The sequence below is a fragment of the Bacillus sp. FSL R7-0685 genome (genome assembly GCF_038002425.1).
GTDB classification, from domain to species: Bacteria; Bacillota; Bacilli; order Bacillales; family Bacillaceae; genus Bacillus; species Bacillus subtilis.
In genome coordinates this window covers 2,501,229-2,525,066 of record NZ_JBBOCN010000001.1, presented here as the reverse complement: position 1 = coordinate 2,525,066, position 23,838 = coordinate 2,501,229, and the positions used below count along the sequence as shown (strand labels likewise).

The 23,838-nt window shown below is 43.3% G+C and carries 27 protein-coding genes; 23 read left to right on the top strand and 4 right to left on the bottom strand.

Annotated elements, in window-relative coordinates; translation table 11 throughout:
• Nucleotides 1-181: 181 nt before the first annotated feature.
• Both cwlH and MKY50_RS13140 read left to right on the top strand, forming a co-directional pair.
• The gene (gene cwlH, locus MKY50_RS13145; RefSeq protein ID WP_341116795.1) at nucleotides 182-934 is read left to right on the top strand and encodes an N-acetylmuramoyl-L-alanine amidase CwlH; all 753 of its coding nucleotides are present in this window, start codon (nucleotides 182-184) and stop codon (nucleotides 932-934) included.
• A 251-nt stretch (nucleotides 935-1,185) separates the two neighbouring features.
• Nucleotides 1,186-1,917, top strand: a complete 732-nt coding sequence (locus tag MKY50_RS13140; RefSeq protein WP_003229964.1) for an SGNH/GDSL hydrolase family protein — start codon at nucleotides 1,186-1,188, stop codon at nucleotides 1,915-1,917.
• Between the two features lie 305 nt (nucleotides 1,918-2,222).
• Here MKY50_RS13140 and MKY50_RS13135 read toward each other — a convergent pair whose 3' ends face one another.
• Nucleotides 2,223-2,363, bottom strand: a complete 141-nt coding sequence (locus MKY50_RS13135; protein ID WP_003226124.1) for a sporulation histidine kinase inhibitor Sda — start codon at nucleotides 2,361-2,363, stop codon at nucleotides 2,223-2,225.
• Between the two features lie 361 nt (nucleotides 2,364-2,724).
• Here MKY50_RS13135 and MKY50_RS13130 point away from each other — a divergent pair, with 361 nt between their 5' ends.
• From MKY50_RS13130 to MKY50_RS13095, 8 genes are read left to right on the top strand one after another with little or no spacing between them, the layout of a single operon-like run.
• The gene (locus tag MKY50_RS13130; protein ID WP_003226126.1) at nucleotides 2,725-3,243 is read left to right on the top strand and encodes a YqeG family HAD IIIA-type phosphatase; all 519 of its coding nucleotides are present in this window, start codon (nucleotides 2,725-2,727) and stop codon (nucleotides 3,241-3,243) included.
• A gap of 3 nt (nucleotides 3,244-3,246) precedes the next feature.
• Nucleotides 3,247-4,347 carry a ribosome biogenesis GTPase YqeH gene (gene yqeH / locus MKY50_RS13125; RefSeq protein WP_003229966.1) on the top strand — a complete coding sequence of 367 codons (1,101 nt, stop codon included), beginning with the start codon at nucleotides 3,247-3,249 and terminating at the stop codon, nucleotides 4,345-4,347.
• A 17-nt stretch (nucleotides 4,348-4,364) separates the two neighbouring features.
• A complete protein-coding gene (gene aroE / locus MKY50_RS13120; RefSeq protein WP_341116794.1) occupies nucleotides 4,365-5,207 on the top strand; it encodes a shikimate dehydrogenase in 843 nt (280 codons plus the stop codon).
• Nucleotides 5,201-5,491 (top strand): ribosome assembly RNA-binding protein YhbY, encoded by a 291-nt coding sequence (yhbY, locus tag MKY50_RS13115; protein WP_003226133.1) that lies wholly within the window; start codon nucleotides 5,201-5,203, stop codon nucleotides 5,489-5,491. Before aroE ends, yhbY begins: the two co-directional genes overlap by 7 nt.
• 11 nt (nucleotides 5,492-5,502) lie before the next feature.
• Nucleotides 5,503-6,072 carry a nicotinate-nucleotide adenylyltransferase gene (locus MKY50_RS13110; RefSeq protein ID WP_021480066.1) on the top strand — a complete coding sequence of 190 codons (570 nt, stop codon included), beginning with the start codon at nucleotides 5,503-5,505 and terminating at the stop codon, nucleotides 6,070-6,072.
• Nucleotides 6,062-6,622: a bis(5'-nucleosyl)-tetraphosphatase (symmetrical) YqeK gene (gene yqeK, locus MKY50_RS13105; RefSeq protein WP_014480316.1), complete on the top strand. Its 561-nt coding sequence runs from the start codon at nucleotides 6,062-6,064 to the stop codon at nucleotides 6,620-6,622. The genes MKY50_RS13110 and yqeK overlap by 11 nt, the downstream gene beginning before the upstream one ends.
• 17 nt (nucleotides 6,623-6,639) lie before the next feature.
• Entirely contained in the window at nucleotides 6,640-6,996 is a 357-nt protein-coding gene (gene rsfS, locus MKY50_RS13100) for a ribosome silencing factor (protein ID WP_041333759.1), read from the top strand.
• Nucleotides 6,993-7,736, top strand: a complete 744-nt coding sequence (locus MKY50_RS13095; RefSeq protein ID WP_341116793.1) for a class I SAM-dependent DNA methyltransferase — start codon at nucleotides 6,993-6,995, stop codon at nucleotides 7,734-7,736. Before rsfS ends, MKY50_RS13095 begins: the two co-directional genes overlap by 4 nt.
• A 65-nt stretch (nucleotides 7,737-7,801) precedes the next feature.
• Here MKY50_RS13095 and comER read toward each other — a convergent pair whose 3' ends face one another.
• Nucleotides 7,802-8,623: a late competence protein ComER gene (gene comER, locus MKY50_RS13090; protein WP_014480313.1), complete on the bottom strand. Its 822-nt coding sequence runs from the start codon at nucleotides 8,621-8,623 to the stop codon at nucleotides 7,802-7,804.
• Between the two features lie 83 nt (nucleotides 8,624-8,706).
• Between comER and comEA the strand changes: the two genes are divergently transcribed.
• From comEA to MKY50_RS13075, 3 genes are all read left to right on the top strand, one after another.
• Nucleotides 8,707-9,324, top strand: a complete 618-nt coding sequence (gene comEA / locus MKY50_RS13085) for a competence protein ComEA (RefSeq protein ID WP_341116792.1) — start codon at nucleotides 8,707-8,709, stop codon at nucleotides 9,322-9,324.
• Between the two features lie 66 nt (nucleotides 9,325-9,390).
• Nucleotides 9,391-9,960: a ComE operon protein 2 gene (locus tag MKY50_RS13080; protein WP_003229978.1), complete on the top strand. Its 570-nt coding sequence runs from the start codon at nucleotides 9,391-9,393 to the stop codon at nucleotides 9,958-9,960.
• Nucleotides 9,961-9,963: 3 nt separating this feature from the next.
• Complete coding sequence (locus MKY50_RS13075) at nucleotides 9,964-12,294, top strand: DNA internalization-related competence protein ComEC/Rec2 (RefSeq protein ID WP_341116791.1); 2,331 nt, start codon at nucleotides 9,964-9,966, stop codon at nucleotides 12,292-12,294.
• A 39-nt stretch (nucleotides 12,295-12,333) separates the two neighbouring features.
• Here MKY50_RS13075 and MKY50_RS13070 read toward each other — a convergent pair whose 3' ends face one another.
• Nucleotides 12,334-12,468, bottom strand: coding sequence for a YqzM family protein (locus MKY50_RS13070; RefSeq protein ID WP_003229983.1), 135 nt, complete (start codon nucleotides 12,466-12,468; stop codon nucleotides 12,334-12,336).
• A gap of 76 nt (nucleotides 12,469-12,544) precedes the next feature.
• Between MKY50_RS13070 and MKY50_RS13065 the strand changes: the two genes are divergently transcribed.
• On the top strand, nucleotides 12,545-12,658 hold the full coding sequence (locus MKY50_RS13065) for a hypothetical protein (protein WP_122060479.1): 114 nt from the start codon (nucleotides 12,545-12,547) through the stop codon (nucleotides 12,656-12,658).
• Between the two features lie 39 nt (nucleotides 12,659-12,697).
• Nucleotides 12,698-13,741, top strand: coding sequence for a DNA polymerase III subunit delta (gene holA, locus MKY50_RS13060; RefSeq protein ID WP_341116790.1), 1,044 nt, complete (start codon nucleotides 12,698-12,700; stop codon nucleotides 13,739-13,741).
• A gap of 14 nt (nucleotides 13,742-13,755) precedes the next feature.
• Here holA and rpsT read toward each other — a convergent pair whose 3' ends face one another.
• A complete protein-coding gene (gene rpsT, locus MKY50_RS13055; RefSeq protein ID WP_003229989.1) occupies nucleotides 13,756-14,022 on the bottom strand; it encodes a 30S ribosomal protein S20 in 267 nt (88 codons plus the stop codon).
• 203 nt (nucleotides 14,023-14,225) lie between these two features.
• Here rpsT and gpr point away from each other — a divergent pair, with 203 nt between their 5' ends.
• From gpr to dnaK, 8 genes are all read left to right on the top strand, one after another.
• Nucleotides 14,226-15,332, top strand: coding sequence for a GPR endopeptidase (gene gpr, locus MKY50_RS13050; protein ID WP_014480309.1), 1,107 nt, complete (start codon nucleotides 14,226-14,228; stop codon nucleotides 15,330-15,332).
• A 62-nt stretch (nucleotides 15,333-15,394) separates the two neighbouring features.
• Nucleotides 15,395-16,600 carry a spore autolysin SpoIIP gene (gene spoIIP, locus MKY50_RS13045; RefSeq protein WP_341116788.1) on the top strand — a complete coding sequence of 402 codons (1,206 nt, stop codon included), beginning with the start codon at nucleotides 15,395-15,397 and terminating at the stop codon, nucleotides 16,598-16,600.
• Between the two features lie 16 nt (nucleotides 16,601-16,616).
• Nucleotides 16,617-16,955: a YqxA family protein gene (locus MKY50_RS13040; protein WP_341117312.1), complete on the top strand. Its 339-nt coding sequence runs from the start codon at nucleotides 16,617-16,619 to the stop codon at nucleotides 16,953-16,955.
• 133 nt (nucleotides 16,956-17,088) lie between these two features.
• Nucleotides 17,089-18,927, top strand: a complete 1,839-nt coding sequence (gene lepA, locus MKY50_RS13035; protein WP_003229999.1) for a translation elongation factor 4 — start codon at nucleotides 17,089-17,091, stop codon at nucleotides 18,925-18,927.
• 52 nt (nucleotides 18,928-18,979) lie between these two features.
• The gene (hemW, locus tag MKY50_RS13030) at nucleotides 18,980-20,119 is read left to right on the top strand and encodes a radical SAM family heme chaperone HemW (RefSeq protein WP_029317890.1); all 1,140 of its coding nucleotides are present in this window, start codon (nucleotides 18,980-18,982) and stop codon (nucleotides 20,117-20,119) included.
• An 80-nt stretch (nucleotides 20,120-20,199) separates the two neighbouring features.
• Nucleotides 20,200-21,231: a heat-inducible transcriptional repressor HrcA gene (gene hrcA, locus MKY50_RS13025; protein ID WP_003246126.1), complete on the top strand. Its 1,032-nt coding sequence runs from the start codon at nucleotides 20,200-20,202 to the stop codon at nucleotides 21,229-21,231.
• Between the two features lie 71 nt (nucleotides 21,232-21,302).
• Nucleotides 21,303-21,866 carry a nucleotide exchange factor GrpE gene (gene grpE, locus MKY50_RS13020; RefSeq protein ID WP_003230005.1) on the top strand — a complete coding sequence of 188 codons (564 nt, stop codon included), beginning with the start codon at nucleotides 21,303-21,305 and terminating at the stop codon, nucleotides 21,864-21,866.
• Nucleotides 21,867-21,889: 23 nt separating this feature from the next.
• Nucleotides 21,890-23,725, top strand: a complete 1,836-nt coding sequence (dnaK, locus tag MKY50_RS13015; protein WP_004398786.1) for a molecular chaperone DnaK — start codon at nucleotides 21,890-21,892, stop codon at nucleotides 23,723-23,725.
• Nucleotides 23,726-23,838: the final 113 nt, after the last annotated feature.

Below are 23,838 nucleotides of genomic sequence, written 5' to 3'. Positions count from 1 at the left end.
TGGTCACTCCCAACTTAGGTGATGTCAGGAGCCAAAACCTCCGTCATCTAAATTAGTATAACTGGTGCCATTTCAGCGGTTCAACTGAAAACCAGGTTGAGAACACAATTCTTTTTAACCTTATAAAAAAGGCTGTCCATCTCTCTGTTTTCTGCATTCTTATTAATAGGGAGGGATAGAAATGGTAACCATAAAAAAGGATTTTATACCGGTATCAAATGATAATCGTCCTGGCTATGCGATGACGCCTGCTTATATTACGGTGCATAATACAGCGAATACAGCAAAAGGCGCTAATGCGAAAATGCACGCCAATTTTGTGAAAAACCCGAGCACATCCGAAAGCTGGCATTTTACAGTTGACGATTCAGTCATTTATCAGCATCTCCCGATAGATGAAAACGGCTGGCATGCGGGAGACGGTACAAACGGGACAGGAAACCGCAAATCGATCGGGATTGAAATCTGCGAAAATGCTGACGGCGATTTTGGAAAAGCAACATCAAATGCCCAGTGGCTGATCAGAAAGCTGATGAAGGAAAACAATATTCCGTTACATCGTGTTGTTCCCCACAAAAAATGGTCCGGGAAAGAATGTCCGCGGAAACTCTTGGACCACTGGAACTCTTTTATAAACGGAATTTCTTCCTCGGATACACCTCCAAAAGAAACTTCACCATCATATCCTCTGCCGTCTGGGGTTATAAAGCTCACTTCGCCTTATCGAAAGGGCACAAACATTCTCCAGCTGCAAAAGGCTTTAGCTGCACTTCACTTTTACCCTGATAAGGGAGCCAAAAACAATGGCATAGATGGAGTTTACGGACCGAAAACAGCGAATGCCGTCAAGCGTTTTCAGCTCATGAACGGATTAACTGCAGACGGGATTTATGGGCCAAAAACAAAGGCCAAGCTTAAATCGAAGTTAAAGTAAATGCAGGATTTAACGGATAACCTGTTTCCAGTGCGGATTCAGGTTATTTTCTTTTCTTTGGTTTGTGTGTTTTTCAGATTGGAAAGAAGGGAATTTTAAAAAATCATCAGCTGCGCCGCAATGAAAGCAGAATGATATCCACTGAGGGGGACACGTTAACTATAGGAAAAAACAGTGATAGCGAAAAACTCTTCGTTGAACGAAGAGAAACAGAGGTATAACATTAAGGTGAGGCTTTTGGGGGTGTAAAGATGAAACATTTTATCATCCTTTTCCTTCTGCTGTTCGTTACAGCAGGATGCGAGGGAAGGGGATACGAAGACGTTGTAGCATTTGGTGACAGCAATACGCGTGGCTCTAATTGGGATTATCGCGATTATCCAAAAGCACAGCAGTGGGTCAATATATTAAAAACAGCTGAGCGCGGTAACCTTGATATACTCAATGCGGGAATCGGCGGACAGACGACAGAGGATGCCCGTCTCCGATTTCAGACAGATGTGCTGGATCAAAAACCGAAGTATTTGTTTATTATGTTCGGCACCAATGACGCTGCCATACTGACTGAGGGGAAACCGAGAGTGTCGAAGCAGCGTTTTAGAGAAAATCTGGTTTATTTTATTGAAGAAAGCAGAAAACACGGGATCAAGCCAATCTTAATGACGTGTATCCCAATTATAGAAGGTAATGGGAAGCATCATCTGTTTTACTATTCCAGATATCAAGCAGCTGCTTTTGAACCAAAAGGCGGAGCAAGGAAATGGCACAACTCATATAACGATATTACAAGAGATGTGTCGAAGCGCCTGGATGTCCCTCTTGTAGATAACTGGAAGCATTTTATAGAAGCAGACGGCGGAAAAGCAACTGATGAAGCGCTTATCCAATCTGGTTTAATAGATCCTTCTGGAAATCATATGACACCTAAAGGGGCAAGGATCGTATATGAAGGAATACAAGATGGGCAGATCCTGCAGCGTTGAGCCGGACAACCGCCTAGTCCGATTTATTTCTCCTACATAGGCTGTTATAAAACCTTATTAAGGAGGCGCTTCACATGTATTGGGCAGGCAGAGCATACGGATACGCTTTTATTGTTGTTTTAGTTGTTGTTCTCCTGGTTGTGGGCGGCATATACTGGTTAGCATAATAACCGGCCCTTTAAAACACCTCTTTTTAGGGGTGTTTTTTGCTGAAAATAGTAGTAAAGCGCGCAGCCAAAGTGATATAATATCAGTCATCTGAGTAAAAAAAGGAAATACGCCCGGAAAAAATAGACAAATTCTTATTAAGAAGATACGGAAATAATATGTCCGAGCGATCTTCTTTTTATTTCGTTTTCAATTAACTCGATAAAGTCACGGTTTAAATTCATTTCGGTGGCTTTGAAATAAGATTCTATTAGTAATTCATCAGACAGTTTTCTCATGCTAGGAACCCAATTAATGGGAGAGGCACCTCCTTAAAAGTTGGAATCATTCATGATTTTAACGCATACAATGATAAGTTGCGTTCATCTGAGGTTGAAGTTATCTTTAATCTACCATGAAATGCATATAAGAACAATCGTTCTGTTATCCACACCAAAAAGTGGATAACTTGTGAGTATCGTGTTTATAATTTGTCTAAAGAGTGATGTAATAAGAGTGGATAGTGTGTGTAAATTTATCCACACCTGGTGAAGAAACCCAATTTTTGTCGAAATTTTTTTGCTCAGTTTTTCTTTAGGCGCAAGTTCGATTTTTTTCGACAATCATTTTGAAAGTAAGAAAAAGGGAAGGGTGCGGGTTTTGTTAAAAAAGTTTTTTTTACCTGACGAGTTTGTAAAAAATATTTTTCATATTACACCTGAGAAATTAAAGGAACGAAATGTAAAAGGGATTATTACTGACCTGGATAATACGCTTGTTGAATGGGACAGGCCGAACGCGACGCCGCGATTGATCGAGTGGTTTGAAGAAATGAAGGAACACGGCATTAAAGTGACAATTGTCTCTAATAATAACGAAAGAAGAGTGAAACTTTTCTCAGAACCGCTTGGAATCCCATTCATCTATAAAGCAAGAAAACCGATGGGTAAAGCCTTTAATAGAGCGGTGCGTAATATGGAGCTAAAAAAAGAGGACTGCGTTGTCATTGGAGACCAGCTGCTGACCGATGTACTCGGGGGAAACCGAAACGGCTACCATACGATTTTGGTCGTGCCAGTCGCTTCCTCTGACGGATTCATTACGCGCTTTAACCGCCAGGTCGAACGCAGAATACTGAGTGCTCTCAAACGAAAAGGGCACATTCAGTGGGAGGAGTAAGAAATGGAAAAGGTTGTTTGTATCGGGTGCGGAGTTACGATCCAAACCGAGGACAAAACAGGTTTGGGGTACGCGCCGCCTGCATCGCTTACAAAAGAAAATGTGATTTGCCAGCGTTGCTTCAGACTGAAAAACTATAATGAAATACAAGATGTCTCCTTAACTGATGATGATTTTTTGAACATTCTTCACGGTATTGGCGAAACGGACTCTCTTGTCGTAAAAATTGTTGATATTTTTGATTTTAACGGCAGCTGGATTAATGGGCTGCAGCGCTTGGTGGGGGGAAACCCTATCTTATTAGTTGGCAATAAAGCGGATATTTTGCCTAAGTCACTGAAAAGAGAGCGTCTGATCCAATGGATGAAGCGTGAAGCGAAAGAGCTTGGCTTAAAACCGGTTGACGTATTTTTGGTCAGTGCGGGACGCGGCCAGGGAATAAGAGAAGTAATTGACGCGATTGAGCATTACCGCAACGGAAAAGACGTCTATGTTGTCGGATGTACAAATGTAGGAAAGTCAACCTTTATTAACCGGATTATTAAAGAAGTGTCAGGTGAAGAAGATATTATTACAACATCCCAATTTCCTGGCACAACCCTTGATGCGATTGAAATCCCGCTGGATGACGGTTCATCGCTTTATGATACACCGGGAATTATCAACAACCATCAAATGGCGCATTATGTCAATAAAAAGGATCTGAAAATATTATCTCCTAAAAAGGAGCTGAAGCCTCGCACATTCCAGCTTAATGATCAGCAAACACTGTATTTTGGCGGACTTGCAAGGTTTGATTATGTGTCTGGGGAAAGATCTCCTTTTATTTGCTATATGCCGAATGAGCTGATGATTCATAGAACAAAACTTGAAAATGCAGACGCGCTTTATGAAAAGCATGCAGGGGAATTGCTCACACCTCCGGGTAAAGATGAAATGGATGAGTTTCCGGAATTGGTCGCCCATACGTTTACGATAAAAGACAAAAAGACAGATATCGTTTTCTCTGGGTTAGGCTGGGTTACTGTCCATGACGCCGATAAAAAGGTAACTGCATACGCGCCAAAAGGCGTTCATGTATTTGTTCGGCGTTCATTAATTTAAGAAAAGGGGAGAGGAGTATGAAAAAGCTGTACGGGGTTATCGGAAATCCGATTGGCCATTCTATGTCACCTGATATTCATAACGCATCATTGAAAGACCTCGGGCTTGACGGACATTATCATGCCTTCAAGGTAGAAGAGAATGATCTGGAGGATGCGGTAAAAGGAATAAGAGCTCTAGGCGTACAAGGAATCAATGTGACTGTTCCGCACAAGGTTTCCATTATGGATTATCTGGATCATATTGATGAGAGTGCAAAAGTGATCGGTGCCGTAAACACGGTCAGAAGAGAGGGAGATAAGCTTGTCGGATACAATACCGATGGGGAAGGCTTCGTGAAGTCATTAATGAAGGTATTAGACAAGCCTATCTCTGAACTGTCATTCTTAATGATCGGCGCTGGCGGAGCGGCGAGAGCCATTTTTACAACAATTGTCCGAAATACCCCGAAAAAATTTGACATTTGCAACCGGACGTTAGAAAAAGCAAAGCGGCTTACAGAAGCTACTCCCTCGTTTCACAATAAAGAAGTATTAAGCATAAAAGAAGCAGAAGAATGTCTTGAGCAGTATGATGTTATCATCCATACAACGTCTGTGGGCATGTATCCGAACGTGGACGATGTGCCGCTTTCATTACAGCGTGCCGCGAGCAGTGCCGTCGTATGTGATATCGTGTATAATCCAATACAGACGGCCCTTTTAAAAGAAGCAAGCCAAAAAGGCTTGAAAACACTCGATGGTGTGGGCATGTTTGTTGAACAGGCAGCATTGTCTTTCCAATTGTGGACTGGACAAGAGCCTGATATTGAAAAAATGAGATCTATTGTAATAGGAAAATTAGGAGGAACAGAATGTTAACAGGTAAACAAAAACGTTTTTTGCGTTCAAAAGCGCATCATTTAACGCCGATTTTTCAAGTAGGTAAAGGCGGAGTAAACGACAACATGATTAAACAAATTGCTGAGGCGCTTGAAGCGAGAGAGCTTATTAAAGTCAGCGTGCTTCAGAATTGCGAAGAGGATAAAAACGATGTAGCGGAAGCTCTTGTAAAAGGAAGCCGCTCTCAATTGGTGCAGACAATCGGCAATACGATTGTGTTATATAAGGAATCAAAGGAAAATAAACAAATCGAGCTTCCTTAAAGGTGGTTGAAATGAAGAAAATCGGAATTTTCGGAGGCACGTTTGACCCTCCGCATAATGGTCACCTCTTAATGGCGAATGAGGTGCTGTACCAGGCGGGGCTTGATGAAATTTGGTTTATGCCTAATCAAATTCCGCCGCATAAACAGAACGAAGACTATACCGACAGCTTTCATCGCGTGGAAATGCTAAAGCTTGCAATTCAATCTAATCCGTCCTTTAAGCTGGAGCTTGTTGAAATGGAAAGAGAAGGGCCATCATATACCTTTGATACCGTTTCTTTACTGAAGCAGCGTTATCCAAATGATCAGCTGTTCTTTATTATCGGCGCTGATATGGTTGAATATTTGCCGAAATGGTATAAGCTGGACGAGCTGCTGAACCTCATTCAATTTATTGGAGTAAAGCGCCCCGGTTTTCATGTTGAAACCCCTTATCCGCTTCTCTTTGCAGACGTTCCGGAATTTGAGGTATCATCAACTATGATAAGGGAACGGTTTAAAAGCAAGAAGCCCACTGACTACTTAATCCCTGATAAAGTGAAGAAGTATGTAGAGGAGAATGGTTTATATGAATCGTGAGGAGGCACTTGCATGCGTGAAGCAGCAATTGACCGAACACCGATATATCCATACGGTTGGCGTGATGAACACGGCGATCGAACTTGCGGAGCGTTTTGGAGCCGATTCTAAAAAAGCGGAAACAGCGGCAATCTTTCATGATTACGCCAAATTCCGCCCGAAAGAAGAAATGAAACAAATTATTGCACGTGAAAAAATGCCTGCGCATTTATTGGATCATAATCCGGAGCTCTGGCACGCTCCGGTCGGCGCTTATTTGGTCCAAAGAGAGGCAGGGGTTCAAGATGAAGACATTCTTGACGCCATTAGGTATCATACCTCAGGCCGCCCCGGCATGACACTTTTAGAAAAAGTCATTTACGTTGCCGATTACATTGAGCCAAACCGGGCATTTCCCGGTGTCGATGAGGTGCGTAAGCTTGCTGAGACAGATTTGAATCAAGCGCTGATTCAGTCCATTAAAAATACAATGGTTTTTCTTATGAAAAAAAATCAACCGGTTTTTCCAGACACATTTTTAACGTATAACTGGCTTGTGTCTGGCAGCTGAACAGGAGGAATTTGTGAATGAACCATAAGTCCATTTTAAAGATCGCAGCTGCGGCTTGCGACGATAAACGGGCAGAGGATATTTTAGCACTGGATATGGAAGGTATTTCTCTGGTTGCTGATTATTTTCTGATCTGCCACGGAAATTCAGATAAACAGGTACAGGCGATTGCCCGTGAAATCAAAGATCAAGCTGATGAAAACGGCATTCAAGTCAAAAAGATGGAAGGCTTTGATGAAGCAAGATGGGTTCTCGTTGATCTAGGCGATGTGATTGTCCATGTCTTCCACAAGGACGAAAGAAGCTACTACAACCTTGAAAAGCTGTGGGGAGACGCTCCGCTCGCAGATCTTGACCTTGGAATGAATCAATGATTTATCAAGGCTTTGCAAGCGTGTATGACGAGTTAATGTCACACGCGCCTTACGATCAATGGACAAAATGGATTGAAGCATCTCTCCCGGAAAAAGTCCGTATTCTCGATCTGGCATGCGGCACGGGGGAAATCTCCATCCGGCTTGCCGAAAAAGGCTTCGAGGTTACAGGCATCGATCTCAGCGAAGAGATGCTTTCTTTCGCCCAGCAAAAGGTATCGAGTAGCCAGCCTATTTTATTTCTTCAGCAGGATATGAGAGAGATTACCGGCTTTGACGGTCAGTTTGACGCTGTTGTGATATGCTGTGACTCATTAAATTATTTAAAAACAAAAAATGATGTGATCGAAACCTTTAAAAGTGTATTTCGGGTATTAAAGCCTGAAGGCATTTTGTTGTTTGATGTTCATTCATCTTATAAAATTGCGGAAGTCTTTCCAGATAGCACATTTGCTGACCAGGACGAAGATATCAGCTATATTTGGCAGAGCTTTGCCGGAAGTGGCGAGCTTTCTGTCATTCATGATATGTCGTTTTTTGTGTGGAACGGAGAAGCGTATGATCGTTTTGATGAGACACACGAGCAAAGAACGTTCCCGGTGGAAGAGTACGAAGAAATGCTTAAGAACTGCGGCTTTCAGCTCCATCGCGTGACAGCTGATTTTACGGATACCGAGCCATCAGCACAATCAGAACGCCTATTTTTCAAGGCGCAGAAATCAAAAACCATCGTTTCCTAAAACGATGGTTTTTTAAAATGCTTTTTTATGCCTTTGCAGTACAGACGAACGTATGACATACTCGTCTACACATGAAACTGCTTTTTCACTGCGGAAATATCCTCCTCGTACTTCATATGAGTATTTTGAAATACCCGGTGAAACATATCCTGCACACCGCTTTCCAGCGCTTTAATGCCTTCTCCCGTTACACCGCCTTTAACGCAAACCTTTTCCTGTAATGCAGGCAGGGTATACAATTCGGTTTCTAACAGTTTTCCCATTCCGACAAGCATTTCCTTACACATCAAAATCGCGTCCTGTTTAGACACTGATGTTTCCGAAACAGCTGCATCTATAAACCGCTGAATCAGATAGCTCATAAAAGCGGGGCCGCAGCTTACGATGTCTGATGCAACCCTGGTGATGTCACTTTCAATTTGCAGCGGATGAGAGATATGCTGCATCAGCTCATTGATTTTCGTTTTTGCAGATTCGCCGCAGCTTGTGCCGAAAGTGACGAGAGAAACACCTGCCAGCGCTCTGTTCGTAATACTTGGGATCACTCGAGCCACTTGACACGGCACATATTGTTCGAGCTGTTCGGTTTGAACGGGGCTTGTAATTGAGATGAGAATATGATCTTTTCTTAAATAAGGTAACGCTCTTGCCAGTAAAGGATATATATCAAGCGGCTTAACACAAATAAAAATCATCTCGTTTTCAGAAACGAGCTTTTCGAGACTTTCGGTAACGTTTATGCTGTTGTAGCGGTTTTTTATGTGCAACGCTTTTTCAATTGTGCGGTTTGTGATTGTCATGTTTGAGGGATCGGCTGCTTTTGATTCAATAAATGATTCGATAAGGATCGTGCCCATATTTCCTGTGCCGATAAAGCCTATCTTCAATGGTTTCCCCTCCTTTGAGCTATTATCCTCTAAACCATATGTGTTATGAAAATAAAATATGACGAAAGCGGGGAACATGCACGATGAATTGGTTGAATCAGCATAAGAAAGCAATTATTTTAGCGGCTTCTGCGGCTGTTTTCACAGCGATTATGATCTTTCTGGCCACAGGGAAAAATAAAGAGCCGGTGAAGCAAGCTGTACCAACAGAGGCAGAAAATACAGTGGTAAAGCAGGAAGCAAACAACGACGAGTCAAATGAAACAATTGTGATAGACATCAAAGGTGCTGTTCAGCATCCTGGCGTTTATGAAATGCGAACAGGGGACAGAGTATCTCAGGCAATTGAGAAAGCGGGCGGGACCAGTGAACAAGCAGACGAAGCGCAAGTAAATTTGGCGGAGATTCTGCAGGACGGGACAGTGGTGTACATCCCGAAAAAGGGGGAGGAAACAGCAGTGCAGCAAGGTGGCGGAGGGTCTGTCCAAAGCGATGGAGGGAAGGGAGCGCTGGTGAATATCAATACAGCAACCTTAGAGGAGTTACAAGGCATCTCAGGGGTGGGGCCATCCAAAGCTGAAGCTATTATTGCATACCGGGAAGAAAACGGGCGTTTCCAAACAATTGAAGATATCACTAAGGTTTCAGGAATAGGTGAAAAGTCATTTGAGAAAATAAAGTCTTCCATTACAGTAAAGTGATTTGACGGTCATGCATTATGATAGGTAAACTAAAGGTCAGGCAACACAACATTTGGAGGGAACAACGTGGAACGAATTTCATGGAATCAATACTTTATGGCTCAAAGCCATTTATTGGCGCTGCGCAGCACATGTCCGAGATTATCTGTCGGCGCTACTATAGTCAGAGACAAACGCATGATAGCAGGAGGCTACAATGGGTCAATCGCGGGCGGCGTACATTGTGCAGATGAAGGATGCTTAATGATAGATGATCATTGCGCAAGAACCATTCACGCTGAAATGAATGCGATTCTTCAATGCTCTAAGTTTGGGGTGCCGACTGATGGAGCCGAGATTTATGTGACGCATTATCCGTGCATTCAATGCTGCAAATCTATTATTCAAGCGGGTATCAAAACGGTTTATTATGCTGAGGATTACAAAACACATCCGTATGCGCAGGAATTATTTGAACAGGCGGGTGTAACAGTTGAACAGGTTGAACTCGATGAAATGATCGTTGATCTGAAAAACAGGGAAAAGCTTTCATTTGTAGCGGGTCTTATAGGGAAATTGGCTGATGCCGGTTTAGCGGAGGAAGAATTGAAAAAGATACATGAACAGGCGAATACACTTTTCACGAGCTACGTGTGATGAATGCGTAATTCGCGCTTATTATTGCCTATGGCGGCAGCTTCGGCAACGGCTGGAATTACTGCCGCCGCTTATTTCCCCGCTATTTTTCTTTTCATCCTCTTTCTCCTCATCATTTTAATCAAAACGAGGCACGCTTTTCTAATTATTGTTTGTTTCTTCTCTTTTATATTGTTTTTTGTACTGTATGCAGTCACAGATTCTCAGAATGTCTCTTCCTATCGGCAGGGAACTTATCAATTCAAGGCAGTGATTGACACTATTCCCAAAATTGACGGCGACCGTATGTCTATGATGGTTGAGACACCTGATAAGGAAAAATGGGCTGCTGCGTATCGCATTCAGTCTGCTGGTGAAAAAGAACAGCTGTTATACATAGAACCAGGAGTGTCATGTGAGTTAACTGGTACATTGGAAGAACCGAATCACGCAACTGTGCCGGGTGCATTTGATTATAACGAGTATCTTTATCGGCAGCATATTCATTGGAACTACTCTGTCACGTCTATTCAAAACTGCAGCGAACCTGAAAATTTTAAGTACAAGGTGCTCAGCTTGAGAAAACATATCATATCATTCACAAACAGCCTTTTGCCTCCTGATTCGGCAGGGATTGTACAGGCACTTACAGTTGGTGACAGATTTTATGTGGAGGATGAAGTGCTTACCGCGTATCAAAAGCTTGGTGTTGTCCATCTCTTGGCAATATCAGGACTCCACGTGGGGATTTTGACAGCAGGTTTGTTTTATATCATGATTCGCCTTGGTATAACTAGAGAAAAGGCGTCAATTCTGTTGCTGTTATTTCTGCCGCTCTATGTGATGTTGACCGGCGCTGCTCCTTCAGTGCTACGCGCCGCTCTCATGTCGGGTGTTTACTTAGCTGGAAGCCTTGTCAAATGGCGTGTCCACTCTGCAACTGCAATTTGTCTTTCATACATCGTCCTTCTGCTCTTCAATCCTTATCATCTCTTTGAAGCCGGTTTTCAGCTATCGTTCGCCGTCAGTTTTTCTTTAATTCTATCCTCTTCTATTTTTCATCAGGTTAAAACCTCCTTGGGGCAGCTGACAATTGTATCACTCATCGCTCAGCTGGGCTCGCTTCCGATTCTCCTGTATCATTTTCATCAGTTTTCTATCATCAGCGTACCGATGAATATGTTGATGGTACCATTTTATACCTTCTGTATTTTGCCGGGAGCTGTAGCAGGTGTTCTTCTATTAAGTCTTTCCGCTTCGTTTGGGAGATTGTTTTTCCGCTGGTTTGATTTATTGATAAGCTGGACCAATAGGCTAATCACAAACATTGCAGATGTTGATGTGTTCACGATTATGATCGCACATCCTGCACCTGTTTTGCTTTTTTTATTCACGGTTGCGATCATCCTATTGCTTATGGCGATTGAAAAACGCTCCTTGTCGCAGTTGATGGTAACCGGAGGCATTTGCTGCACGGTGCTGTTTCTGCTCTTTATATATCCGTGTCTTAGTTCCGAAGGAGAAGTGGATATGATAGATATTGGACAGGGTGACAGCATGTTTGTAGGTGCTCCGCATCAGCGGGGTCGTGTCTTAATTGATACCGGCGGCACTTTGTCTTACTCGTCAGAGCCTTGGCGCGAAAAACAGCATTCGTTTTCACTGGGGGAAAAGGTGCTGATTCCGTTTTTAACTGCTAAGGGAATCAAACAGCTTGACGCTTTAATTCTGACGCACGCTGACCAAGATCATATCGGAGAGGCGGAGACTCTGCTGAAGCATCATAAAGTAAAGCGCCTCGTGATTCCGAAAGGGTTCGTTTCTGAACCTAAAGATGAGAAAGTGCTGCAGACAGCCAGAAAAGAGGGAGTGACAATTGAAGAGGTGAAGCGAGGCGATGTATTGCAAATAAAGGATTTGCAGTTCCATGTACTGTCACCTGAAACACCTGATCCGGCAAGCAAAAATAATTCCTCTCTCGTTCTGTGGATGGAGACGGGCGTTCTGAGCTGGATTTTGACGGGTGATCTGGAGAAAGAAGGGGAACAGGAGGTGATGGACGTGTTTCCAAATATTAAAGCAGATGTCTTAAAGGTGGGGCACCATGGGAGCAAAGGCTCTACCGGTGAAGAATTCATCCAACAGCTTCAGCCGAAAACGGCCATTATCTCAGCCGGGAAAAACAATCGGTACCATCATCCTCATCAAAAAGTTCTGCAACTATTACAGAGACATTCTATCCGCGTGCTGCGAACAGATCAAAACGGAACGATCCAATATAGATACAAAAACAGAGTTGGAACCTTTTCTGTCTATCCTCCATATGATACATCAGATATAACAGAGACGAACTAAAAAAGACTGCCGAGAAATCAGCAGCCCGGGCAGTCGCTGTTATGAACCAACCAGGTGAATAACCGTTGCCATGACAAACAAGAAGGCGAAAAATCCGAAGGACACAACAAAACCAACAGCTGAGTCTACAGCATCATTTCGTTTGCTTTGAACGTTTTTTTCAAAATCATTCAACTTTATCCCTCCTGACTGATTTAAGTATAATCGAATCGTTTTGAAAAATCTAGAAGCTTAGGTAACGTTTTCTGTTCTGGTGATTATCGCCTTTTTACAAGCTGTCCCGGGGGCTTGCGAACAGGCGTTTAATATAAATGGGGAAGCAGCAGTCAGGCTTCCTCTTTACTATTTTGCAAACTCAATTTAGGATAGAGGGGGATGATGAAAGAGAGGAAGTCGTACAACAATGGTATTTGATGTGTGGAAAAGCCTGAAAAAAGGAGAGGTCCATCCGGTTTATTGTTTATACGGAAAAGAGACATATCTGCTGCAAGAAACCGTCAGCAGGATCAGACAGACGGTCGTTGATCAGGAGACAAAGGATTTCAATCTATCCGTTTTTGATCTGGAAGAGGACCCGCTGGATCAAGCAATTGCAGATGCTGAAACGTTTCCGTTTATGGGGGAGCGGCGTCTTGTCATTGTGAAAAATCCATATTTTTTAACAGGTGAAAAGAAAAAAGAAAAAATTGAGCACAACGTCAGTGCGCTTGAATCATATATACAATCACCTACTCCTTACACAGTCTTTGTCCTGCTTGCTCCGTATGAAAAGCTTGATGAGCGGAAAAAGCTGACGAAAGCGTTAAAGAAGCACGCGTTTATGATGGAGGCGAAGGAATTAAACGCAAAGGAAACGACAGACTTTACTGTCAACCTTGCAAAAACAGAGCAGAAAACAATCGGCACGGAAGCGGCGGAGCATTTGGTTCTGCTTGTGAACGGGCATCTGTCATCGATTTTTCAGGAGATTCAAAAGCTCTGCACGTTTATTGGAGATCGTGAAGAAATTACGCTGGATGATGTGAAAATGCTTGTTGCTAGAAGCCTTGAACAAAATATTTTTGAGCTGATCAATAAAATCGTCAACCGAAAACGAACTGAGAGTCTGCAAATTTTTTATGATTTGCTTAAACAAAATGAAGAACCGATCAAAATTATGGCGCTTATTTCGAACCAGTTCCGGCTGATTCTTCAGACAAAATACTTCGCGGAACAGGGATACGGACAAAAACAAATAGCTTCTAATCTAAAAGTTCACCCATTTCGGGTAAAGCTGGCGATGGATCAAGCAAGGCTTTTTTCAGAGGAGGAGCTCCGTTCAATTATTGAACAGCTTGCTGTCATGGACTATGAGATGAAAACCGGGAAAAAGGACAAGCAGCTCCTGCTCGAACTGTTCCTTTTACAGCTGTTAAAAAGAAATGAAAAAAACGATCCCCATTATTGAGGATCGTTTTTATATTATGCAGAAAGTCCGTTCACTTTTTTCGCTAGTCTTGATTTGTATCGAGCTGCGGTATTTTTGTGTACAAGACCTGTTTTCACTGCTTTATCAATACGTTTAGCTGCTTCAGTAAGAGCAGTTTTCGCTTTGTCAGCTTCGTTGTTGGCAACAGAAGCTTCAACTTGTTTGATTGCAGTACGCATAGCAGATTTGATTGTCGCGTTATGAACGCGGCGTTCGTTGTTTGTTTTTGTACGTTTAATCGCTGATTTAATGTTTGGCATGTGTTTCACCTCCTAAGATACAACCTGTAGCACAGTGTCTTAAGGTTAAATCTTCTTCACAATAGAACAAATTGTATTCTATCAAACACACCTTTAGATTGCAATATAAATGTAAAGTATTTTTCATTGAAGGTTCTCTTTTTAGCATGATTCATTCAGCAAATGGCAACAATATAGGTACTTAATGTGAAGGAGGCCCCTGTATGAAAAAGAGTGAGCTGGATGTGAATCAGTATTTGATACGTACCGATTTGGCAGTGGAAACGAAGGAAGCAATGGCCAATCAGCAGGCTGTGCCGACAAAAGAAATTAAAGGCTTTATTGAAAAAGAGCGTGATCACGGCGGCATTAAAATCCGCACAGTTGATGTTACAAAGGAAGGCGCAGAGCTTTCGGGAAAAAAAGAAGGGCGCTATTTAACGCTTGAAGCACAGGGAATCAGGGAGAATGATTCGGAAATGCAGGAGAAGGTCTCTGCTGTCTTTGCGGAGGAATTCTCAGCTTTTCTTGAAAACCTTAATATCTCAAAAGATGCGAGCTGTTTGATCGTTGGGCTCGGCAACTGGAACGTGACACCTGATGCGCTTGGGCCGATGGCAGTAGAAAATCTGTTGGTAACAAGGCACTTGTTTAAGCTTCAGCCGGAAAACGTACAGGAGGGGTACAGGCCTGTCAGTGCTTTTGCACCGGGTGTAATGGGGATAACAGGAATCGAAACAAGTGACATTATTAAAGGTGTGATTGAGCAATCGAAGCCTGATTTTGTCATCGCCATTGATGCGTTGGCGGCGCGGGCGGTGGAAAGGGTCAACACAACCATTCAAATATCGGATACAGGCATTCACCCGGGATCTGGAGTGGGGAATAAACGAAAAGATTTAAGCAAAGACACGCTTGGTGTTCCGGTGATTGCTATCGGTGTTCCGACAGTAGTTGATGCCGTGACAATTGCCAGCGACACGGTGGACTACATATTAAAACATTTTGGCAGAGAAATGAAGGATAACAGGCCATCAAGATCGCTTGTTCCGGCAGGCATGACGTTTGGGAAAAAGAAAGTGCTCACTGAAGAAGATCTTCCCGATCAAAAGCAGCGCCAATCGTTCCTAGGTATTGTCGGAACCCTTCAAGAAGATGAAAAACGGCAGCTCATTCACGAGGTGCTTTCGCCTTTAGGGCACAACTTAATGGTTACACCGAAGGAAGTCGATTCATTTATCGACGATATGGCAAATGTTTTAGCGAACGGATTAAACACAGCGCTTCATGAAAAAGTGTCACAAGAAAACAAAGGCTCCTACAATCACTAAACAGTTCTACTTCCTCTAGCTTGTTCATAGAGTAATTACTAGACAAGCGCTGGAGGGATTCAATGAGAAATAAACGCAGAAACAGACAGATTGTTGTTGCGGTAAATGGAGGGAAAGCGGTAAAAGCCATCTTTCTATTTATGGTAAGCCTTATCGTGATTTTTGTTCTATCCGGTGTGCTGACGTCTCTCCGGCCGGAACTTAGGCCGTCGTCTGACTCTTTTTATGGGATTGCTGAAGAATTGCCGGGTGACGTATTTGCACATTTGCTGCGGATGGAAAACCATTATTTCGCTTCTGACCTCTCTCAAACAGACAGCTCATTTCATCTTTCTCGTCTTTCTTTAAAGCTGGCGACGAGCATTAACCTCGAAGATCCGCGGAGCTTTCTCGGTCGGGAGCTTCCAGGATTTGCACAATTTGATACCGAGATTTTGTTAGCTGGACAAGGAACGGATTATACGAATATGCCTGCGGAATCGCCGCCGCCGTCTAAGGTGATGGAGGAAGAAAGAGAAGCGAATTTGGCAGAGATTGAAAAACAGCAAACGCAATCAGATAATGCGCAAAAAGATCCGCCGAAACAAACAACAGGTGATAAAAAGGTCGTGTTTATCTATCACACGCACAATACGGAATCATATCTCCCTCTATTAAAAGGCGAGTCCGATCCTGACATGGCGCGCCATTCTAAAGCCAACGTCACGCTTGTAGGAGATATGTTCGGACAAGCGCTTGAATCCCAGGGAATCGGAGCCACAGTGAATAAAACCGATATACAGTCAAAATTAAATAAAAAAGGCTTAAACTATGCCAGGTCCTATGATGAATCAAGGCCGGTCGTGAAAGACGCCCTCGCTTCAAACAAAAATCTGCAATATATCATTGACATCCACAGAGACTCTCGGCGCAAAAAAGACACAACCGCAACGATTAAAGGGAAAAGCTATGCCAGGGTAGCCTTTGTCGTCGGGAAAAAAAGCAAAAACTTCGAAGAAAACTATAAAATTGCGAGTGAGCTTCATAAACTGATGGAGAAAAAATACCCCGGACTTAGCACAGGTGTCTTTTCCAAAGGCTCGCCAGGCGATAATGGTGTTTACAATCAGGATTTAACCGATAGAGCGCTTTTGCTCGAGTTTGGCGGAGTGGATAATAATCTCGAAGAGCTGCAGCGTGCGGCTAACGCGGCCGCGGACGTATTCAGCGAAATGTACTGGGATGCTGAAAAGGTCAACGCAGCGAGCGGGGAGACGAAAAAACAATAAGAAATAGGTGGTTGATTTGATTGCATACTTTGGAAAGTGCTTACTGCTTGTCACGATCATGTTTTTAGGCGTTCTGTTCGGCATGCAGCAGGCAAACAACGGGATGCTGAGTATGAAAGGCTATCATGACTCTTCACTGAAGGGGGCGTTTACGCTCACCGACGGAAAAGATAATGAAAAAGAAGCCTCAATCCTAGGAGAAACAGTCACGGCAAAAGATTTAGAAGAAAAACAAAAAGAGCTGGAAAAGGTGGAGACATTCAATATGTTTTCAAAAGCCGGAAAAGCGCTTTCGGACACCGTAACCAATACTGCCCAGTCAATGTATGAATGGATACGGGATATGAATCAATAAGTACGTGAAAGAGAAAAGCAGCCCAGATATGATAGGGAACTTTTCTCTTTCTTGTTTTACATTGAATCTTTACAATCCTATTGATATAATCTAAGCTAGTGTATTTTGCGTTTAATAGTAGGAGTGATAGATTGTGACAGATAAAGAAAAGCGTTTAGAGAGGCAATCGAGAATACGGAATTTCTCTATCATTGCCCATATTGACCACGGAAAATCGACCTTAGCGGATCGTATTTTAGAAAAAACGTCGGCAATCACTCAACGAGAAATGAAAGAACAATTGCTCGATTCTATGGATCTTGAACGTGAGCGGGGCATAACCATTAAATTAAACTCTGTTCAGCTTAAATATAAAGCAAAAGACGGAGAAGAATATATCTTTCATCTAATCGATACGCCGGGACACGTCGACTTCACGTATGAAGTATCCCGAAGCCTTGCTGCCTGCGAGGGAGCGATTCTTGTCGTGGATGCAGCCCAGGGGATTGAAGCGCAGACGCTCGCCAATGTCTACTTAGCGCTTGACAACGATCTTGAAATCCTTCCGGTCATCAATAAAATCGACCTTCCGAGCGCCGAGCCCGAACGTGTGCGCCAAGAGGTAGAAGACGTTATCGGCCTTGACGCATCAGAAGCCGTGCTTGCTTCAGCAAAAGCCGGTATCGGGATTGAGGAGATTTTAGAACAAATCGTAGAAAAGGTGCCAGCTCCGACCGGAGATCCGGAGGCGCCGCTCAAAGCGCTGATCTTCGACTCGCTTTATGACGCCTACCGCGGTGTCGTGGCTTATATCAGAGTCGTTGAAGGAACGGTAAAGCCGGGACAAAAAATCAAAATGATGGCAACCGGGAAAGAATTCGAAGTAACAGAGGTGGGCGTGTTCACGCCGAAAGCAACTCCGACAAATGAACTGACGGTCGGTGATGTAGGCTTCCTGACTGCCTCAATCAAAAATGTCGGTGACACACGTGTCGGTGATACAATAACGAGCGCTGCCAATCCTGCAGAAGAAGCGCTGCCGGGATACCGCAAGCTAAACCCGATGGTGTACTGTGGTTTGTATCCGATTGATACAGCGAAGTATAATGATTTAAGGGAAGCTCTTGAAAAGCTTGAGCTGAATGATTCCTCCCTTCAATATGAAGCGGAAACTTCGCAAGCGCTTGGATTCGGGTTCCGCTGCGGATTTTTAGGCATGCTTCACATGGAGATCATTCAGGAGCGAATTGAGCGTGAGTTCAACATCGACCTGATTACGACAGCGCCAAGCGTTATCTATGACGTGTATATGACAGACGGCGAAAAGGTCGTTGTCGATAACCCGTCCAACATGCCGGATCCTCAAAAGATCGAAAGGGTTGAGGAGCCATACGTAAAAGCGACGATGATGGTGCCGAATGACTATGTCGGCGCTGTAATGGAGCTTTGCCAAGGAAAACGCGGCAATTTCATTGACATGCAGTATTTAGACGCAAACCGTGTCAGCATCATTTATGATATGCCATTAGCGGAAATCGTATATGAGTTTTTTGACCAGCTGAAATCAAGCACTAAAGGCTATGCGTCCTTTGATTATGAACTGATCGGCTACAAACCGTCCAAGCTTGTGAAAATGGACATTATGCTGAATGGTGAAAAAATCGATGCCCTTTCCTTTATCGTGCATCGTGATTACGCATATGAACGCGGAAAAGTGATCGTTGAAAAACTGAAAGAACTCATTCCGCGCCAGCAGTTTGAAGTTCCGGTACAAGCCGCAATCGGCCAGAAAATCGTGGCCCGCTCCACCATAAAAGCAATGCGTAAAAACGTATTGGCTAAATGTTACGGAGGGGACATCTCGCGTAAACGGAAACTTCTTGAAAAACAAAAAGAAGGAAAACGCCGGATGAAGCAGGTCGGCTCAGTTGAAGTGCCGCAAGAAGCATTTATGGCAGTTCTGAAAATGGACGACAGTCCGAAAAAACAATAGAAGCCGCCGCAGTCTTGTACTGCGGCTTCTTTCTGTAAAGAAGGTGAATCCGTTGAAATCAGCTTATATCCATATCCCATTTTGTGAGCATATTTGCCACTACTGCGATTTCAATAAATATTTTATTCAAAGTCAGCCAGTCGACGAGTATTTAAACGCACTCGAACAGGAAATGATAAATACAATAGCAAAAACCGGGCAGCCTGATCTCAAAACAATCTTTATCGGAGGAGGCACGCCGACCTCCCTGTCTGAGGAACAGCTTAAAAAGCTGATGGACATGATCAACCGCGTGCTGAAGCCCTCAAGCGAATTATCGGAATTTGCGGTTGAAGCGAATCCGGACGACTTGTCCGCAGAGAAATTAAAAATATTAAAAGAAGCAGGCGTAAATCGCCTTAGCTTTGGTGTGCAAACGTTCGAAGACGATCTGTTAGAAAAAATCGGCCGAGTGCACAAGCAAAAAGATGTATTCACCTCTTTTGAAAGAGCGCGGGAAATCGGTTTTGAGAATATCAGTCTTGATCTCATGTTCGGGCTTCCGGGGCAAACCCTCAAGCATCTGGAACATTCCATAAACACTGCTTTATCATTGGACGCCGAGCATTATTCCGTTTACTCCCTTATTGTAGAACCGAAAACGGTATTTTATAATTTGATGCAAAAAGGGCGGCTTCATCTTCCGCCGCAGGAGCAGGAAGCTGAAATGTATGAAATGGTGATGAGCCAGATGGAAGCTCACGGCATTCATCAATATGAAATCAGCAACTTTGCTAAGGCAGGCATGGAATCTAAGCACAATCTAACGTATTGGAGCAACGAACAATATTTCGGTTTCGGAGCTGGCGCTCACGGATATATTGGCGGCACACGAACAGTGAACGTTGGACCTGTTAAGCATTACATTGACCTGATAGCTGAAAAGGGTTTTCCGTACAGAGATACACATGAAGTGACAACAGAAGAACAGATTGAGGAAGAAATGTTTTTAGGTTTGAGAAAAACAGCCGGTGTCAGCAAAAAACGATTCGCAGAAAAATACGGCCGCTCCCTGGATGGACTTTTCCCAAGCGTGTTAAAAGACCTCGCTGAAAAAGGGCTGATTCACAATTCGGAGTCTGCCGTTTATTTGACTCATCAAGGGAAATTATTAGGCAATGAAGTTTTTGGCGCTTTTTTGGGTGAGTTATAATTGACATTTTTCTTGTGGTTTGATACTTTTGTTATAGAATTAGCACTCGCTTATTGAGAGTGCTAACAGAGGTGATGATGATGTTAACAAATCGTCAGCTGCTGATCCTACAGGTTATAATCAACGATTTTATTAAATCGGCACAGCCGGTGGGATCAAGAACTCTTTCGAAAAAAGATGAAATCACATTTAGCTCTGCAACAATAAGAAACGAGATGGCTGACTTGGAGGAATTGGGCTTTATTGAAAAAACCCATTCATCCTCAGGACGTGTTCCGTCAGAAAAAGGGTATCGGTACTATGTTGACCATTTGCTGTCACCCGTCAAACTGACGAAAAGCGACCTGGACCAAATCCACTCGATCTTCAAAGAGAAAATTTTCGAGCTGGAGAAGACAGTTCAAAAATCAGCGCAAATTTTGTCCGATCTGACGAATTACACATCCATCGTACTCGGGCCGAAGCTGAGTGAGAATTACCTTAAACAGATTCAAATCATTCCGATTCAGCCTGATATGGCGGTAGCGATTCTCGTTACCAATACGGGGCATGTGGAAAACAAAACGATTAACTTTCCGACCAAAATGGATCTGTCTGATATTGAAAAACTGGTCAATATACTGAACGACCGATTAAGCGGCGTTCCAATGGATGAACTGAATGAGCGCATATTTAAGGAAGTTGTCATGTACCTAAGACAGCACATTAAGAACTATGACAATATACTCGACGCGCTTCGTTCAACCTTTCATTCCACAAATCACGTTGAAAAGTTGTTTTTTGGCGGGAAAATCAATATGCTGAACCAGCCTGAGTTCCATGATATCACCCGAGTTCGGTCGCTGCTTTCATTAATTGAGAAAGAACAGGATGTTTTAAAGCTGGTTCAATCCCCGCACACGGGAATTTCGATTAAAATCGGAAAAGAAAACGACTATGAAGAGATGGAAAATTGCAGTCTGATTACGGCTTCTTATTCCGTAGACCAGAAGCAGATCGGCTCAATTGCGATTATCGGCCCGACCCGCATGAATTATTCCAGGGTTGTCAGCCTGCTTCAGCATGTGACTTCGGACTTGTCAAAAGCATTAACAAGTCTGTATGATGAATAAGGGAATTTTGGCAAATTTTATCGAAGGGCAGCACCTGTCCTTCTCCTTACACTTTGAGGGAGGTGAACACAATGTCAGAAGAAAAACAAACCGTTGAACAAAACGAAACAGAAGAGCAAGAAATCATTGAAGAACAAGCTGCCGCTGATGAACAGCAGGAAGAAACAAATGAAAGCGAACTTCTTCAAAACCAAATTAACGAATTGCAAGGTTTGCTTGAGGAAAAAGAAAACAAACTTTTGCGTGTTCAAGCAGACTTTGAAAACTATAAACGACGCAGCCGTTTAGAGATGGAAGCGTCCCAAAAATACCGTTCTCAAAATATCGTGACTGATTTACTGCCGGCTCTTGACAGCTTTGAACGAGCGCTTCAGGTTGAAGCCGACAATGAACAGACGAAAAGTTTGCTCCAGGGAATGGAAATGGTCCACCGTCAGCTCGTAGAAGCCTTGAAAAAAGAAGGCGTCGAAGCCATCGAAGCTGTAGGGCAGGAATTTGATCCTAATCTGCACCAAGCTGTTATGCAGGCTGAAGACGAAAACTACGGCTCCAACATTGTTGTTGAGGAAATGCAAAAAGGCTATAAGCTGAAGGATCGCGTCATTCGCCCTTCCATGGTCAAAGTGAATCAATAATTACATAGCAGGAGGTTATTCAAGTGAGTAAAGTTATCGGAATCGACTTAGGAACAACAAACTCATGTGTGGCAGTGCTTGAAGGCGGCGAGCCTAAAGTTATTGCTAACGCTGAAGGAAACCGCACAACGCCATCAGTTGTTGCATTTAAAAACGGCGAACGTCAAGTAGGGGAAGTGGCTAAACGCCAATCTATTACAAACCCTAACACAATTATGTCTATCAAACGTCATATGGGTACTGATTATAAAGTTGAAATTGAAGGAAAGGATTACACTCCACAAGAAGTGTCTGCTATCATCCTTCAACACCTTAAATCATACGCTGAAAGCTATCTTGGCGAAACAGTATCAAAAGCAGTTATCACAGTTCCTGCATACTTTAACGATGCTGAGCGTCAAGCAACAAAAGACGCTGGTAAAATTGCAGGTCTTGAAGTAGAACGTATCATCAACGAGCCGACTGCAGCAGCGCTTGCATACGGACTTGATAAAACAGATGAAGATCAAACGATCCTAGTATACGACCTTGGCGGCGGTACATTCGACGTTTCCATCCTTGAGCTTGGCGACGGTGTATTCGAAGTTCGTTCAACTGCCGGCGACAACCGTCTGGGTGGGGACGATTTTGACCAAGTTATCATCGATCATCTTGTGTCTGAATTCAAAAAAGAAAACGGCATTGATTTGTCAAAAGACAAAATGGCGCTTCAGCGTTTGAAAGACGCAGCTGAAAAAGCGAAAAAAGATCTTTCCGGCGTATCTTCTACGCAAATTTCTTTACCGTTTATCACAGCTGGAGAAGCAGGACCGCTTCACCTTGAACTTACATTAACTCGCGCTAAATTCGAAGAGCTTTCTTCTCATTTAGTAGAGCGCACAATGGGTCCTGTCCGTCAAGCGCTTCAAGATGCAGGACTTTCTGCAAGCGAAATCGACAAAGTCATCCTTGTCGGCGGATCAACTCGTATCCCTGCCGTACAAGAAGCAATCAAAAAAGAAACTGGAAAAGAAGCGCATAAAGGCGTAAACCCGGATGAAGTTGTAGCGCTTGGTGCTGCGATTCAGGGCGGCGTTATCACAGGTGACGTAAAAGATGTTGTTCTTCTTGACGTTACACCGCTTTCTCTCGGTATCGAAACAATGGGCGGCGTGTTTACAAAACTGATCGACCGCAACACGACGATCCCAACAAGCAAATCTCAAGTGTTCTCAACTGCTGCTGATAACCAAACAGCTGTTGATATCCATGTTCTTCAAGGTGAGCGCCCAATGTCTGCCGACAACAAAACACTCGGCCGCTTCCAGCTTACTGATATCCCGCCAGCACCGCGCGGCGTGCCTCAAATCGAAGTTTCTTTCGATATTGACAAAAACGGTATCGTAAACGTAAGAGCAAAAGACTTAGGCACAGGAAAAGAACAAAACATTACAATTAAATCTTCTTCAGGTCTTTCTGATGAAGAGATCGAACGCATGGTAAAAGAAGCGGAAGAAAATGCTGACGCTGATGCGAAGAAAAAAGAAGAAATCGAAGTCCGCAACGAAGCAGATCAGCTTGTTTTCCAAACTGAGAAAACATTAAAAGATCTTGAAGGCAAAGTAGACGAAGAACAAGTGAAAAAAGCCAACGATGCCAAAGATGCTTTAAAAGCAGCGATTGAGAAAAACGAATTTGAAGAGATCAAAGCGAAAAAAGATGAGCTTCAAACAATCGTTCAAGAGCTTTCTATGAAGCTTTATGAAGAAGCTGCTAAAGCACAGCAAGCTCAAGGCGGAGCAAACGCTGAAGGCAAAGCGGATGACAACGTTGTCGACGCTGAATACGAAGAAGTAAACGACGACCAAAACAAAAAATAAGTTCTTTTTAGTGTCAGCCCCGCTTCCGGAGCTGACCGAAAAGAACACATTTCATAATCTGATTCAATGATTAGAAAGTCAAAGTCAGGCATCTCTTGGCTTTGACTTTTTTT

Excerpts from the sequence above, each read along its gene's own strand:
- MKY50_RS13140 (WP_003229964.1), top strand. The coding sequence starts at position 1,186 with ATGAAACATTTTATCATCCTTTTCCTTCTGCTGTTCGTTACAGCAGGA.
- gpr (WP_014480309.1), top strand. The coding sequence starts at position 14,226 with ATGAAAAAGAGTGAGCTGGATGTGAATCAGTATTTGATACGTACCGAT.
- grpE (WP_003230005.1), top strand. The coding sequence starts at position 21,303 with ATGTCAGAAGAAAAACAAACCGTTGAACAAAACGAAACAGAAGAGCAA.
- yqeH (WP_003229966.1), top strand. The coding sequence starts at position 3,247 with ATGGAAAAGGTTGTTTGTATCGGGTGCGGAGTTACGATCCAAACCGAG.
- MKY50_RS13095 (WP_341116793.1), top strand. The coding sequence starts at position 6,993 with ATGATTTATCAAGGCTTTGCAAGCGTGTATGACGAGTTAATGTCACAC.
- MKY50_RS13135 (WP_003226124.1), bottom strand. The coding sequence starts at position 2,363 with ATGAGAAAACTGTCTGATGAATTACTAATAGAATCTTATTTCAAAGCC.
- cwlH (WP_341116795.1), top strand. The coding sequence starts at position 182 with ATGGTAACCATAAAAAAGGATTTTATACCGGTATCAAATGATAATCGT.
- rpsT (WP_003229989.1), bottom strand. The coding sequence starts at position 14,022 with ATGCCAAACATTAAATCAGCGATTAAACGTACAAAAACAAACAACGAA.
- holA (WP_341116790.1), top strand. The coding sequence starts at position 12,698 with ATGGTATTTGATGTGTGGAAAAGCCTGAAAAAAGGAGAGGTCCATCCG.
- comEA (WP_341116792.1), top strand. The coding sequence starts at position 8,707 with ATGAATTGGTTGAATCAGCATAAGAAAGCAATTATTTTAGCGGCTTCT.
- MKY50_RS13075 (WP_341116791.1), top strand. The coding sequence starts at position 9,964 with ATGCGTAATTCGCGCTTATTATTGCCTATGGCGGCAGCTTCGGCAACG.
- rsfS (WP_041333759.1), top strand. The coding sequence starts at position 6,640 with ATGAACCATAAGTCCATTTTAAAGATCGCAGCTGCGGCTTGCGACGAT.
- yqeK (WP_014480316.1), top strand. The coding sequence starts at position 6,062 with ATGAATCGTGAGGAGGCACTTGCATGCGTGAAGCAGCAATTGACCGAA.
- spoIIP (WP_341116788.1), top strand. The coding sequence starts at position 15,395 with ATGAGAAATAAACGCAGAAACAGACAGATTGTTGTTGCGGTAAATGGA.
- yhbY (WP_003226133.1), top strand. The coding sequence starts at position 5,201 with ATGTTAACAGGTAAACAAAAACGTTTTTTGCGTTCAAAAGCGCATCAT.
- aroE (WP_341116794.1), top strand. The coding sequence starts at position 4,365 with ATGAAAAAGCTGTACGGGGTTATCGGAAATCCGATTGGCCATTCTATG.
- MKY50_RS13110 (WP_021480066.1), top strand. The coding sequence starts at position 5,503 with ATGAAGAAAATCGGAATTTTCGGAGGCACGTTTGACCCTCCGCATAAT.
- hrcA (WP_003246126.1), top strand. The coding sequence starts at position 20,200 with ATGTTAACAAATCGTCAGCTGCTGATCCTACAGGTTATAATCAACGAT.